This is a genomic window from Pseudonocardia sp. MH-G8 (assembly GCF_002262885.1).
Taxonomy (GTDB): Bacteria; Actinomycetota; Actinomycetes; order Mycobacteriales; family Pseudonocardiaceae; genus Pseudonocardia.
This window is the reverse complement of the sequence record NZ_NKYF01000013.1, coordinates 221,969-235,239: the sequence shown is the minus strand read 5'-3', so window position 1 is coordinate 235,239 and position 13,271 is coordinate 221,969. Positions and strand designations below refer to the sequence as shown.

Genomic DNA, 13,271 nt, shown 5'->3' with positions numbered 1-13,271 from the left:
GCCGCCACGACCCCCGCGGAATCGACAACCGCCGCTCCGACCTCGTCGTCGCACTCCTGACCGGAGTCCTCACACACGCCGCATACAACACCCACACCACCGACACCAATGACGCCGACGACGTTGACGCCGACGACGACATCGACGACGACATTGACGATGGCGACGAGGCCAGCCCCTGCTCCACTGCTGCCGATGCAGACAGCGACGCCGATGCCTCCGGTGCTGCTGATGACGACGCCAGTCCCAGCCCCGCCGCCGGCACTGCCGACACCGGTGACCGCGACGAGAACGACACCGCCGACCCCGACGCCATCTCCGATGCCATCTCCGATGCCATCTCCGATGCCATCTCCGATGCCTCCGAATCCGGCTCCGACACCAAAGGCAGCAGCGGCGAGGCCGATACGGGCGGCAACCACAACGGTGCTGCACCCGAGCGCCGCAGCCCGGGCCGGGGTGCGCACGAGCAGAGCCGGGCCGGTGGCTCCCCGCCGGGAAACAACGCCGGCGGACTACTACCCAAGCCGGTCACCCCGAACAAACCCCTGGTCCAAGTACTGATGCCGTTCTCCACACTGATCGGCGCCGACGACCAACCCTGCGAACTGGTCGGCCACGGACCCATCCCCGCACAACTGGCCCGCGGAATCGCCGCCGACGCCAACCTGCGACGCCTGGTCTATGACCCCTTATCCGGCACCGTCCTCGACCACGGACGAAAAACCTACCGACCACCAGTCGGACTCGCCGACTTCGTCCGAGCCCGCGACGTGTACTGCCGCAACCCCATCTGCCGCCGCCGCATGCTCGACTCCCACCTCGACCACATCCAACCCTTCCCCCAAGGCCCCACCAACGACAAAAACCTCAACGGCTGCTGCGGACACGACCACCTCATGAAACACGCCCCCGGATGGACAGTCCGCGCACTACCCGACGGCCGCATCCAATGGAGAACCCCCACCGGACACCGCTACTACAGCCACCCCCACGACTACCGCCCCGACCCCGACCCACCCACAACACCACCCCGGAACCGGCCGGACCCGACACCACCACCCCCGCGAATGACACAACAGGACTACGACGACTACTTCGCACGCAGACCCACCGACCCACCCCTACCCTCCGGCGAAACCGGCCCTCCCCCCTTCTGATCGGGAGCGGGTCGCGAGCGAGTACGGCGTGCGTTGGGTGAACACCCTCACCGGGATCCGCCGGCGGTGCTCAACCCGAACCTCGGCTTCTCCCGCAGCCGCGCGACGAACCGGGGGTGGGTGAGCGCCAGGTGCACGGCCGACAGCGCCAGCAGGATCGCGGTCTCGATGAGCTGGAAGGCCCAATAGCGGCTGTCGGGTTGGGTGCGCACCTCCGCTTCGGTCACGCCGAGCCGCTGGTAGCACTGGCCGCTGAGTTCGGTCGGCTCGCATTCGGTGGGGTGGTGCCTGTTCCCCTGGTCGTCGAGCAGGCGGCGCCCGAGCTCCCACGTGCCGCTGGTGCGGGGGAACTCGCCGTCCGGGTCCGCCTCCAGGTGCACGACAACGGCGGGCAGGTAGTGCTCCCGGGCGTAGACCGTGAGCACGAACATCACCACGCTGTATCCGACGACCGCGACGACGACCGGTGCCAGGCTCCCGCGGGCGACGAGCCCGGTGCCGGCCGCGAGTGTGAACGCCAGCAGGGTGTACGCGATCGGCACGATCCCCGAGGTGCCGAAGAGCGGGCTCTCGAGCGGGCTGTACGGGTAGACGATCAGCGAGAACGGTGCGTAGGCCCACTGGGCGAGGGCGCCGAGCAGGCCGCTGAGCACGGCGACGGGGATGCCGGCCACCAGCAGGCCGGTCGCCCACCACCGCGTGACCGTGGTGCTCTGCGTGAGGGCGAGGACATCGGTGCCCTCGTCGCGCTCGCGCCGGAACAGTCCGGCGCCGGCGACCAGTCCGAGCGTGAGGGGCGTGATCAGCAGCGCCGAGCGGCTCAAACCCCAGAACGGGCCGTAGGCCCAGGGCAGGTCGACGGCAAACGGCGACGGGGTCCGCTGGCGGCACACCGGCGTCACGGTCTCGAAGCAGGCCTCGTCGACCCCGTACTCCCGCAGGAAGGTCACGAGGTCGTGGCGGGCGGCGACGAGCACGACGGCGAACACGGCCACCAGCGACGCGGCCGTCAGCAGGGCGGCACGTTGCCGGCGCCAGACGAGCCATGTCATGCGGCACGCTCCGGTTCCTGCAGGTACGCGAGGACGAGGTCGTCGAGTCCGGGGCGCTCCGCGCGGAAGCCCGGCGGGGTGTCCATGCCGCGGACCAGCGCGCGGGTCTGGCGTCCCGCGGTCGTGGTGTGGACGGTCGCGGGATGTGCGAGGTCGGCGTTCCCGTCCGCGGGCCCGGTCAGGTGCCGGTGCCCGTCGAGCAGGGCGTCGATGTCGCCGGCGAGGCGCACCCGGCCGTGGCGCAGGAGCACGAGGTGGTCGCAGGCGTCCTCGAGGTCGGCGAGCACGTGCGAGGACATCAGCACGGTCATCCCGGTCTCGGCGGCCTCCGCGAGCAGCGTGCCCATCACCTGCCTGCGGGCCAGCGGGTCCAGCTCCGCGAGCGGCTCGTCCAGCAGCAGCAGGTCGGGACGGCGCCCCAGCGCGATCGCGAGCGCGACGCGCGCCCGCTGCCCGGCGGAGAGCTCCCGGACGCGCTCCTGCGGCCCGATCCCCGCCTCCTCGACGAGGCGCGCCGCGTGCCCGGCGTCCCAGCGCCCGTGGCGGTTGAGCGTGGCGGCGGCGCGCAGCATCTCCGCGACCCGGAACGTCCGGTACAGCGGCTTGTGCTGGGCCATGAAGCTCGCTCCGGTCGGCATGCCGGTGCGGGTCGGATCCTCGCCGAGGACGTCGATCGTGCCCGTGGTGGGCCGGAGAAGCCCGGTGACGAGCATCAGGAGCGTCGACTTGCCGGCCCCGTTCGGGCCGATCAGCGCGGACACCTGGCCGCGGGGCAGCTCGAGCGAGCAGTCGCGCAGCGCCCAGCGCGCACGGAACTGCTTGCCCACGCCGTCCACCCGCAGCACGGGGGCCTCGGTCATGCGTGTTCTCCCCTCGGGAACTGCTGGTCGCGCACGTCGGTGACCAGCGCATCGATGTCCTCGCGGTCGAGGCCGGCCGCGGCCGCCCGCGCCATCCACTTCTCGAGCTCGGCCCGCAGCAGGACGTCGGCGTCGGAATCCGGTCGGGCCAGCGACCGCAGGACGAAGGTGCCCAGGCCCGGACGGGGCTCGACGAGCCCGTCCCGTTCGAGCTCGCGGTAGGCCTTGAGCACGGTGTTGGCGTTGACGGCGGTCTGCGCGACCACCGCCTTCGCCGTCGGGAGCCGGTCCCCGGGGCGCAGGGTGCCCAGGCGCAGGGCCTGCCTGACCTGCGTGACGATCTGCAGGTAGGTCGGCACACCCGACCGGCGCTCGATCCGGAAGTCCATCGCCACCTCAAATAACTAATGTCTTAGTGGAATACTGGTGGCGCGCACGGCGCCCCGTCAAGCCCGGCCCGTCGGCGTAACGGGACGGCGTCGTCGGGCGACACCTGATCGAACGCCCGGCTCGCTCCCCACCCGCCGGGCCGAGGAGTCGTCATGTTTCGTACCTGCTGGGCGGCACCGCGGTGACCGCGGTCGATACGTCCCTGACATCGCTCGCGTTGCACCTCGCGCGCCTCAGTGCCGGCGAGCTGGACCTGCGCGCCGAGCTCGGGCGGCTGTGCGAGGTTCTGCCGCCTGCGCTCGGCGTGGCGGCGGCGCTGGTGATGGTCACCGAGCCCTCCGACGAGGAGCCGGCGGTCGCGGCGTCGGACGCGCAGGCCGGCTGGATGGGGGAAGCCCAGCGGCGCGCGGGCACCGGCCCCATGCCGGCCGTGATCCGCAGCGGCCGACCGCTGCACACCCCCGACCTCACCCGCCTCGGGCTCCCGGAGCTCGCCGCCGTCGCTGCGGAGACCGGGCGGACGAGCTCGGTGGTCGTGCCGCTACGCAGCGGGCCCATCGGGTTCGGGGCACTGCAGCTGCTCGGGGACGCGCGGCGGCCTGTCGGCCCGCGCGACGGCGACGCGGTGCGGACGGTGGTGCAGGTGCTCATTGCCCGGCTCGTGGATGCGCGGGCGCTACGGACGATCAGGGTGCCCCGGGCTGCGCCGCCGCCCGCCGTGGTGAGTTCGGCAGACGTGGTGACCGAGCTGCTCCCCGCTGTACCGGCGGCCCGGCGCGGCGTTGACGGCCGGGGCGGGTTGCGCCGGGCGGAGGTGGCACCTTCTGCGATTCCCGCGCCCCGGCAGGGGGAGGGCCGGCGCCGGCACCGGCGGCGGGAGGAGGAAGAACAGCCGAGAATGCCGCACTACGATCCGACCGAACGGTCCTGATCTCCTTTCGCCCAGGTCGGCCCAGGATGCGCCGCGAGGTGCATCGCTGATCCGCGCAGCGCTCACCGTGAGCCGAGCCCAGAGCTGCAGGTTCACCCGTCGCCCGAGTCGACATGCGCGTTCCTCCCGAGCCGGGCTCCCGCGGCCCGGACGTTGTCGCGCACGCCGCGCATCGCCATCCGAACTCGGGGAGACCGGCGCGCAAGCGACCGAATACCGTGTCCCGGCGCGGTCGCGACCCGGCGGCCGATGCCGGCTGCCGATCCGCGGAACGCCCATCCCCGGGCAAGGGTGCCCTCCGACGCCCGCAGCACATCTTTATAGCCGTGATCACCGGCACCGAGGTCGAAGGCGACCATCCCGCACTCGGCTGCGGCCTCGGCCATGAGGAAGTGCAGGAGCAGGCCGGGGGAATACCGGCCGAATTCCGGATTGTAGGTGGGGAACCAGCTGGTCAACACCTGCTCCGACCGCAGACCGAAATGGGCGGCAGCCACCTCGTCCCCGGCGTAGAGCACCGAGAGTGTTCCCGAACACCCGGGGGCCTGGGTCGTGTGCAGCGCCTCGACCAAGGCGATCGTCGAGGGGGCAGCGAAGCGGTCCCATGCACCCAGTTCTGCGTACCGCTGCGACTTCCACCGCATCACGTCGCGCAGAACAGCCCGATCATTCGAGGCGAAGACGAACCGGGTCGGACCGATCTCGCGTTCCATCTTGCGCCGCTTGCGCTGCATCGTCGGTACCAGACTCTTCGACGCTCGGCGGCGCCTCTCGAAGAACGCCTCGTAGCCCTCGCTCAGGTCGATCACCGGAGACGGGTAGCGAACGACACGGTTCACACCGTCGGGCAACAGCGGCTCGGGCACGTGCTCGAACCACTGCGCGTGCACCCCGCACCGCGCCGCGAGCTCGCGGGCGTCCACGTCCTTCCCCCCGATGACCGCCTGCTGGTCGGACAGGCCGGCCCCGAGCGGCAGGCCGATACCGGTCCCGTGGTCCTCGAACGCGAAGAAGCCCTCGTCGAGGACCGCAACCCGCGCCTGCGGGCGCACGGCTCCGACGGCGATTGCGTACTCGGGCGCGAGGAAGGGGTTCGTCAGGGCCGGGTCGGCGTGTTGGAGCTCCCGCCACCGGCTGACGTCGGCCGCGCCGAGCTCCTCCGGACGGACCGGTCGACCGCGTGCCCCTCGCGATACGCTTCCCCTCACGGCGCGGACCCGACCTGCGGCGCTGCCGAGCGGGACGGCATGGCCGGAGGCGGTCCGTCGCTGCTTCTGAGGATATCCCGGACGAGCTTTCGCAGGTCGCGGACGCCGCGTCTCGGGTCCATCACCGTTCGACGCACCTCGAAGCGCGGCGTGGCCGGCCGATTGACGCCGCGCCGCGTCGTGACGGCGTGCGCGTGGCCCGCCGCAGCAGCGGCGGCGAGAGTGGTGGGCCCGTAGTCGACGGCGGTGCCGTTCGGGTAGGCCAATACGGCGGCCTCGACGCCGAGCCGCTCCTGCAGCTGCCTGCGCGCCGTCCACAAATCGAGATACTGCTGCCGCGTGCTCTCGCGGGAGAGGATCGCATGGCGCAGCGAGTGGGACCCGATCTCCATGTGCTCCTGCAGCCTCAGCGCTTCGTCCCAGTCCATGAAGTGCTCGTCGACGGTGTAGCCGCGCGCCGGATCGAGGAGGCCGGTCAGCTCGTCGAGGGCGGTCTCACGCACGGTGCAGTCGTGCTGCTTCAGACGATCGGACAGCGCGCGCGTGGCAACGGCCTGCTCCACCGGGGTGCGCAGGGAATGTGTGCGCTCCTCCCAGACGATCTCGGGCGCCCGAGCGTTCGTCACAGCAGAGGCCAATTCCTCCCACCACGCACGCGCGGTGCGGTCCAACAGGCCCGGCACCAGGAAACAGGTGGCAGGCAGCCGCAGTTCACGCAGAAGCGGTGCCGCGAGAGTGAGGTTGTCCCGGTAGCCGTCGTCGAAGGTGATTGCCACGGCCCGCGGGGGGAGCCGCCGTCCTGAAGCGAGGTCGGCCAGCGCTGCGGCCAGCGGCACGACGTTGGCCACTGCCTGCAGCGTGCGCAGTTGTCGGGCAAGGCCGCGGAGCCCGGCTCCACGTGCGCCTGGGAAGCACCACGTGCCCTCGACGTTGTGCCAGCCGATGACGAGGAGCCGGCCGCCGCTGTCGTGCGTCATTTTGGATGCTGCTCCGATCGACGGGACGGGGTGGCCCGCCGGCCGCCCCGTGCCTGGGTCCTCGCCGATTGCCGATGACCTGTTAACGCTCGGAGGTCCGCGGTCGAGCCGATCTCACGGCGGGTCGGGGGAGATCTGCCGGGGGGAGCGGTCCATGAGCAGCGAGGCCCTCGACGTCGAAGGCGCGCTCCGACCTGCGCTCGTGCCGCCTGCTGAGCACCGGGCGCCGGTGCCACAGGTGGACCGACGCCGGCCCGGCCCGCGATGGCAGCGTTGGTACCGGACGGGTGCGGTCGTCTCGGACCTGCTCGCCGTGGCCGTCTCCTCCGCGCTTTACGCGCAATGGGGTCAAGCCTCCCTCCAGGTCGTCCTCGTCATAGGCGCGGTCGTGCTCGTGCTCACCGGCGCTGCCCTGGGGGTCGCGAGGGCTTGGGACCCGATGGTGTTCGGGCACGGGTCCGCGGAGTTCAGCCGAGTGCTGCGGGGCTTCCTCGGTGCTGCCGTGATCGTCGCTCTCGTCAGCCTCGCGAGCCAACTGCCGGCCGGGCGTCCATGGGTGTTCGGCGTGCTCCCGATCGCGGGTGTGATCGCCACGGCTGGCCGCCTCGTCCTGCGCGGGGAACTGCACCGGCGCCGGCGTGCCGGTGCTGCGATGGCGCGCGTACTTGCCGTTGGCACGGAGGAATCCGTCGGAGCACTCGTCGCCCAGACCTGCCGCGCCCCTCACGAGGGCTGGACCGTCGTCGCCGCGTGCACCCCCACCGGTCGTGGTCCGGATGACGGCCATCTGGTCGCGGGGGTGCCGGTGGTCGGCGACCTCGACGCTGTTGCGGTTCTCAGCCGCAGTCGGCAGTTCGACGCCGTCAGCGTTGCACAGGCGCCCGGATGGACGCCGCGGCGTCTGCAGCAGTTGGCCTGGGACTTGGAGGGCAGCGAAACCGAGCTCGTGGTCGATCCCGGTCTGATGGAGGTGGCCGGACCGCGGCTGCACGTCGACTCCCTCGACGGACTTCCGTTGCTGAGGCTGACCCACCCGACGTTCACGGGGGCCTCGCGTCTGCTCAAGGAATTGCTGGACCGGATCGCCGCGCTGCTGCTGCTGGTACTCCTCGCGCCGGTCCTGCTCGTCGTCGCGGTGGCCGTGGCCTTCGACGGCGGACCGGTGTTCTTCCGACAGGCCCGGGTAGGGGTCGGCGGACGGGAATTCAAAATGATCAAGTTCCGGTCGATGGTACCGAACGGCGATGAACTGCGCGCCGAACTGCTGGAGAGCAACGAGGGTGCGGGCCCGATGTTCAAGATGCGCAGCGATCCCCGGGTCACCTGCGTCGGTCGTACCCTCCGGCGGTTCTCCCTCGACGAGCTGCCTCAGCTGCTCAACGTCGTGGGCGGGACGATGTCACTCGTGGGCCCGCGCCCCCCGTTGCCGGTGGAGGTGGCCGGCTATGCGCCCGAGGCCAGGCGGCGGCTGCTGGTCAAGCCGGGGATGACCGGTCTGTGGCAGGTCAGCGGGCGCAGCGATCTGTCCTGGGAGGAAACGCTGCGGCTCGACCTGCGCTACGTCGAGAACTGGACCCTGGCGCTGGACGCCCGCATCCTCGTCTTGACCGCCCGGGCAGTGCTTCGGGGCGATGGTGCGTACTGACGGTGCTCCTGTCGAGTGAGGACTGTCGGCCGGACTGTCACCCGGCTGCTGACTGCGCGGTAACACGGCGCGCCGGGCGGGCGACGTCATCAGCGCCCAGCGCTGGTCGAGGACCCATTCGCGGCAACCATCATGTTTCACCCTTCCGCGGCATCCGCTCCTGCACGCGGAGGAACGAGGGGACACGTGACTTCTGATCTCGGCGTGAAGCGCCCGCACCGCGGAGGCCACCCGTCGGCGTTCCGCCGCGGTCGGGAGCGACCTCCACGACGCAGTCGTGCCGACCCGGCTCGTGCTGCTGGCCCCGCGGCGTGGCAGCGCCGCTACCGCGCGCACGTCATGACGTCGGACGTCGTCAGCGTGGCACTCGCCGTCGTCGTGGGTAACGTGCTCGGGTTGGGAAGGGCCGTCCCGGTCTTCGGCGACGTCACCCCGGCCGTGGGAGTACTCGCGGGGGTCCTCACCCTCAGCTGCCTGTACGCGGCGCGAGCGTGGGACGTCCGGGTGCTCGGTCAGGGTCCCGAGGAGTTCGCCCGAGTCCTCAAAGGAATGGTGACCAGCGCGGTCCTGCTGGGCATGCTGGGTTTGGCGATGCTCGCCACCGCCGCTCGACCGTGGGTCTTCGGGCTGATCCCGCTGGCGGCGGTTCTCGCGGCAGCCGGTCGCCTGGGGCTGCGCGCACGCCTGCACCGACAGCGCAACAGCGGCAGCTGCCTCGTCCCGGTGCTGGCGATCGGGACGACCGACTCCGTCGCGGACCTCATCGTCCGGACCCGCCGCGACGTGGCCGCGGGATGGATCGTGGCTGGTGCCTGCACACCGACCGGGACCGGGCCCGATGGCGCCGAGCAGATCAACGAGGTGCCGGTCCTCGGGGACCTCGACGCCGTCGGTGAGGTGGTGTCCCGGGGAGAGCACCACGTCGTCGCGGTCGCCGCGACTCCGGGATGGTCGTCACGTCGCCTGCACGAGCTCGCCTGGCGTCTGGAGGACACCGGCGCCGAACTCGTCGTGGACCCCGGCCTCATGGAGGTGGCCGGTCCGCGGCTGCACGTCGAGCCGGTGGACGGCCTACCGCTGCTGCGGCTGACGAACCCGACATACACGGGCGTGTCCTGGATGGTGAAGCACTGCTACGACCGGATCGCGGCGGTCCTGCTCATCGTGATCCTGGCACCCGTCCTGCTGATGGTCGCGGTCGCGATCAAGATCGACGACGGTGGGCCCGTCCTGTTTCGACAGACGCGCGTCGGACGGCGAGGCCGTGAGTTCCGGATGGTCAAGTTCCGCTCGGTCGTCGTGGACGCGGAGCAGCAGGGACCCGCGCTCGTCGAGCGGAACTACGATGCGGGCCCGCTGCTCGAGCCGAGGGCCGATCCGCGGGCGACCCGCGCGGGTGCGTTGCTGCGCAGGTACTCGCTGGACGAGCTTCCGCAACTGTTCAACGTTCTCACCGGGGCGATGGCTCTCGTCGGGCCGCGTCCACCGCTTCCCGAGGAGGTGGCGACCTACGCATTCGACGCTCGGCGCCGGCTGCTGGTGAAACCGGGACTCACCGGGCTGTGGCAGATCAGCGGTCGCAGCGACTTGTCCTGGGACGAATCGGTCCGCCTCGACCTGCGGTACGTCGAGAACTGGACGCCGGCACTCGATCTGTTGATCCTGCGCCGGACCGTCGGGGCCGTGTTCAGCGGTCGCGGCGCCTACTGACCGTGGTCGTGGAGTCCTTCCCCGCGCGTAATGGCCGGGGCACGCAGCGCGAGTACACACCTGCAACCCGCCCAGTCTCCAAGTCGGACCGGAGTACGGGGCGTTCCAGCACCTTCAGCAAAGGCAGCCGATGAGCCCCCTCCGGAAGTACTCCATGCGCGCCGCCAGATGGTGGGCAGTGGTTGTCGCCCTGGCAGTGGCCGGCGGCATCCTCGCGGCGTTGTGGTCGGTCACGACGGCCGCAACGACATGGACCGCGACCGCCGCTCTCACCACTCAATCGCAACAGCGGTCGCCGGACCAGGACGGCGTACTCGCCCTCGGTTATGTCGATTACTTCAACCAGGACAGCTATCAGCAACTCCTGCGTGCTCAGACGGGCATCCTCGACGAGGTTTCGCTTTCTGCGCAGACGGGGGCATCCAGCCCCATCATCTACATCCGGGCTACCGGCCCCTCTGAGAGCGTGGCCCGCGACGCCGCGGCAGACGCTGCGGACGCGTTCCGCGAGGACGTGCGGGAGAGCCTCGTCCTCGAACGTCGGCAAGCCGCCGACGACCTGCAGGCAGAGATCGACAGCAACGTCCAGGACCTCAACTCGCTCGAACGCACCGATGTCGAGAAGAACGTGATCCTCGACCAGATCAGATCGCTGCAGGGTCGGCTCACCGAGTTCCTCGCAGACAACACCAACCACATCAAGCAACTCCAGCCCGAGCCTGGCATCACCAGTACTGCTCCCAGCCCTCTGGTCAACGTCCTCACCGGCGTCGTCGGAGGTGCGCTCGTCGGCATCCTGATCGCCCTGGTCCTGTCCTTGTTCGACCGGCGCGTCCGCACGGCGGACGACGTCCAGGATGCGGTCGGACTGCCGGTCCTGGCCGAGCTGGGCCGCGGGCGGGATAGCGAGACGCGGATCCGACTGCGGAACCTCCTCAACGGTCTGTCGCTCACCGAGGGCGGAACGCCACCGGTGATCGCGGTCGCCTCCGTCCGCAGGAGTCCGGGGGCCCCGGCACTCGTGGACGAGCTGGTGGCGGCGTGGTCGTCGCGGCGGGGCGGGGCGTTCCACGTGATGGCCGACCTCAGGGGTCCCGAGCGTGGGTACGAGGACGGGCACGGTCTCGTTGACGTCCTGCAGGGCCGGATGAGCGTTCTCGCCGCCGCCGTCAGCTACCCCGACGGCCTGCGTGTCCTTCCCCCAGGGACCCCCGATGCCGATCCGTACGCGCTCGCCGATCCCCACTCGATCGCGCGAGTCGTCGAGGAGGCGGCGAAGACCACCGGCCTCGTGGTGCTCGAGGCCCCACCGGTGTTGGAGGCCGCCGAGAGCCAATCGGTCTGCGCGGCCGCCGACGGGGTGATCTTGGTCCTCGACGGCGCCCGGATGCGCTCCGACGATCTGCAGGAGGCCGTCGTCCTGCTCAGGTCCGTGCACGCGCAGGTCGCCGGGGTTGTCATCGATCGCGTGCAACGACGGCCTGCCAGCCCTGTCACCCGGTCCCGTGCGGTCGTCGCCGCGACGCCCAGCGCCCTCGTCCCGGGCTCCGCTGAGGTCAACGGCGCTGAGCCCCGCCACGTCGAGGCAGACGGCGCCGAGATCAACGGCGCCGAGATCAACGGGGCCGAGACCGGCGGGGCCGAGACCGGCGGGGCCGAGATCAACGGGGCCGAGACCGGCGGGGCCGGCAGCAACGCCCGGGACGGCACGTCGGCGACGGAACGTCCGAGCCCGTACCCCCGGGAGGCGATGGCCACCGCTGGGTCAGGTGCGTCGGTCGATCCGGACGCGTCGAGGGACGGAACGTGGCAGGGCTGAGCGCGCCGGTTCCGGTAGGTAGCAGGCCAAGGCCGCGTGCCGTCCCGTTCTTGCCGCCGGTGGACGGTGCCGACCGCGGGCGGATCGTGGCGGCCGTCGTCATCGGATGCGTCCTGATGGGCGGTGTCATGTACGCAGGCCCGGTTCCGGGCCCGACAGGCGTGCTGCTCGTCGCGATGGCGTGTGCAGCCGGTGGCATCTTGCTCCGCTCGCCGCTGGTCACGATCGTCCTGCTGCTGGTGGCGTCGTTCCTGCGACTGGCGATCCACTTCGACGGCCTCCCGGCCGAGCCGATGATCCTCCTGTTCGCCGCGCTCGTCGTATCGGCGGGTCTGGCCGGCATGAGTGGCACGGCACGCTTGCGCTTCGGCCCGCTGGAAGCGGTGATGGTCGCCTATCTGCTCTGGAACGTCGCGTCGGCGATGGGGGAGCATGTCTTCCCGGCGGTGATCCCGGGCACCGGGGAACCGATCGTCCTGTACCGGTTCATCCTGATGGGAACCGTCTTCCCGTTCGTCGGCTACATCGCGGGCAAGGCCTTCTTCCGAAGCGCAACGCAGATCCGCGTGCTGGTCATCGGCCTCCTCGGGTTCGCGGCCTACTCGGCGCTGGTCAGCATCCTGCAGTTCACCGGTCCGGAGGCGCTGGTCTGGCCGCGGTACATCGTCGAGGCCCCCAGCTGGCCGGAGCGTGCCGTCGGGGTCTTCGACCAGCCGGTCGTGAACGGGCTGGTCATGTCCGCAGGGTTCGTCGCCGCCGTGCTGCTCGCCGCGGACCGGTCGCTGAGGACCTGGCACCGGGTGCTGTCCGGCCTGGTGGCGCCGATGTGCGCCGTCGGCATCTACCTCACGCACACACGAGCGGTGTTGATCGTATTCGGGCTGGCCCTCGTGATGTGCGCCGTCATCGCGCGTGGCGCGCGGGCGGTCTTCGTCGCGATCCTGGTCGCGGCGGCGGCGTTCGTCGCGGCCGAATGGGCGACGATCACCAGCGCGGACCGGGCGTCGGGTGGCCTGGGGTCGCCTTCCGAGATCCACGACCGGCTCAACATGATCACGACGTCGATGTGGGCGATCGGGGAGAAGCCGTTGGCCGGCTGGGGGCTCGGGAGGTTCGCTCAGGTCAACACCCACCACCACCAGCAGTGGGCCAGTGACATCAGCTGGGAGCGCGGGTACGGGTACTCCTCCCACGAGAACGAGCTCGGCATCGCGGTCGAGCTGGGGCTGATCGGGCTCGCGCTGTGGCTCGCCGTTCTTGTCCTCCTCCTGGTCCAGGTCGTGCGGGCCTTCCGCCGGTTGCCCGCGACCGGCATGGACGGACGGACCATCGGAGTGCTCGCCCTGATCGCCCTGGTTGTCTGGTCGGGTACCGGCCTGACCGTCGACCTGCGTTACAACGACTTCGTCAACCTGCTGGTGTTCCTCCTCGCGGGGGCCGCCGTCGGCGCCTCCACGAACGGGGCCGGGACGCGGACGGGAAGCCCGGCCGAGCGACGCGACGGGGTGGCGGTGTGAGC

11 protein-coding genes are annotated in these 13,271 nt (G+C 70.9%); 6 read left to right on the top strand and 5 right to left on the bottom strand.

Annotated features, from left to right (window positions below; translation table 11 throughout):
• Window positions 1-1,160 (top strand): HNH endonuclease signature motif containing protein (locus CFP66_RS48635; RefSeq protein ID WP_198961689.1); only part of this gene is annotated, 1,160 nt, incomplete at its 5' end.
• A 47-nt stretch (window positions 1,161-1,207) separates the two neighbouring features.
• Here CFP66_RS48635 and CFP66_RS26930 read toward each other — a convergent pair.
• From CFP66_RS26930 to CFP66_RS26920, 3 genes are read right to left on the bottom strand one after another with little or no spacing between them, the layout of a single operon-like run.
• Window positions 1,208-2,212: a hypothetical protein gene (locus CFP66_RS26930; protein WP_094927947.1), complete on the bottom strand. Its 1,005-nt coding sequence runs from the start codon at window positions 2,210-2,212 to the stop codon at window positions 1,208-1,210.
• Entirely contained in the window at window positions 2,209-3,072 is an 864-nt protein-coding gene (locus CFP66_RS26925) for an ATP-binding cassette domain-containing protein (protein ID WP_094927946.1), read from the bottom strand. Before CFP66_RS26925 ends, CFP66_RS26930 begins: the two co-directional genes overlap by 4 nt.
• Window positions 3,069-3,461: a GntR family transcriptional regulator gene (locus tag CFP66_RS26920; protein ID WP_094927945.1), complete on the bottom strand. Its 393-nt coding sequence runs from the start codon at window positions 3,459-3,461 to the stop codon at window positions 3,069-3,071. Before CFP66_RS26920 ends, CFP66_RS26925 begins: the two co-directional genes overlap by 4 nt.
• Before the next feature lie 182 nt (window positions 3,462-3,643).
• Here CFP66_RS26920 and CFP66_RS26915 point away from each other — a divergent pair, with 182 nt between their 5' ends.
• Entirely contained in the window at window positions 3,644-4,393 is a 750-nt protein-coding gene (locus CFP66_RS26915; RefSeq protein WP_094927944.1) for a GAF domain-containing protein, read from the top strand.
• 92 nt (window positions 4,394-4,485) lie between these two features.
• On the opposite strand, the gene CFP66_RS26910 is transcribed toward CFP66_RS26915, so the two are convergent.
• A complete protein-coding gene (locus CFP66_RS26910; protein WP_094927943.1) occupies window positions 4,486-5,601 on the bottom strand; it encodes a GNAT family N-acetyltransferase in 1,116 nt (371 codons plus the stop codon).
• Window positions 5,598-6,578 (bottom strand): polysaccharide deacetylase family protein, encoded by a 981-nt coding sequence (locus tag CFP66_RS26905; RefSeq protein ID WP_094927942.1) that lies wholly within the window; start codon window positions 6,576-6,578, stop codon window positions 5,598-5,600. The genes CFP66_RS26910 and CFP66_RS26905 overlap by 4 nt, the downstream gene beginning before the upstream one ends.
• A gap of 238 nt (window positions 6,579-6,816) precedes the next feature.
• Between CFP66_RS26905 and CFP66_RS26900 the strand changes: the two genes are divergently transcribed.
• From CFP66_RS26900 to CFP66_RS26885, 4 genes are all read left to right on the top strand, one after another.
• Window positions 6,817-8,223 (top strand): sugar transferase, encoded by a 1,407-nt coding sequence (locus tag CFP66_RS26900; protein ID WP_233159742.1) that lies wholly within the window; start codon window positions 6,817-6,819, stop codon window positions 8,221-8,223.
• A gap of 339 nt (window positions 8,224-8,562) precedes the next feature.
• Entirely contained in the window at window positions 8,563-9,933 is a 1,371-nt protein-coding gene (locus tag CFP66_RS26895; RefSeq protein WP_233159741.1) for a sugar transferase, read from the top strand.
• A 130-nt stretch (window positions 9,934-10,063) separates the two neighbouring features.
• On the top strand, window positions 10,064-11,752 hold the full coding sequence (locus CFP66_RS26890) for a hypothetical protein (protein WP_143517392.1): 1,689 nt from the start codon (window positions 10,064-10,066) through the stop codon (window positions 11,750-11,752).
• A gap of 59 nt (window positions 11,753-11,811) precedes the next feature.
• Window positions 11,812-13,269 carry an O-antigen ligase gene (locus CFP66_RS26885; protein ID WP_094927938.1) on the top strand — a complete coding sequence of 486 codons (1,458 nt, stop codon included), beginning with the start codon at window positions 11,812-11,814 and terminating at the stop codon, window positions 13,267-13,269.
• The last annotated feature ends 2 nt before the right edge of the window (window positions 13,270-13,271 follow it).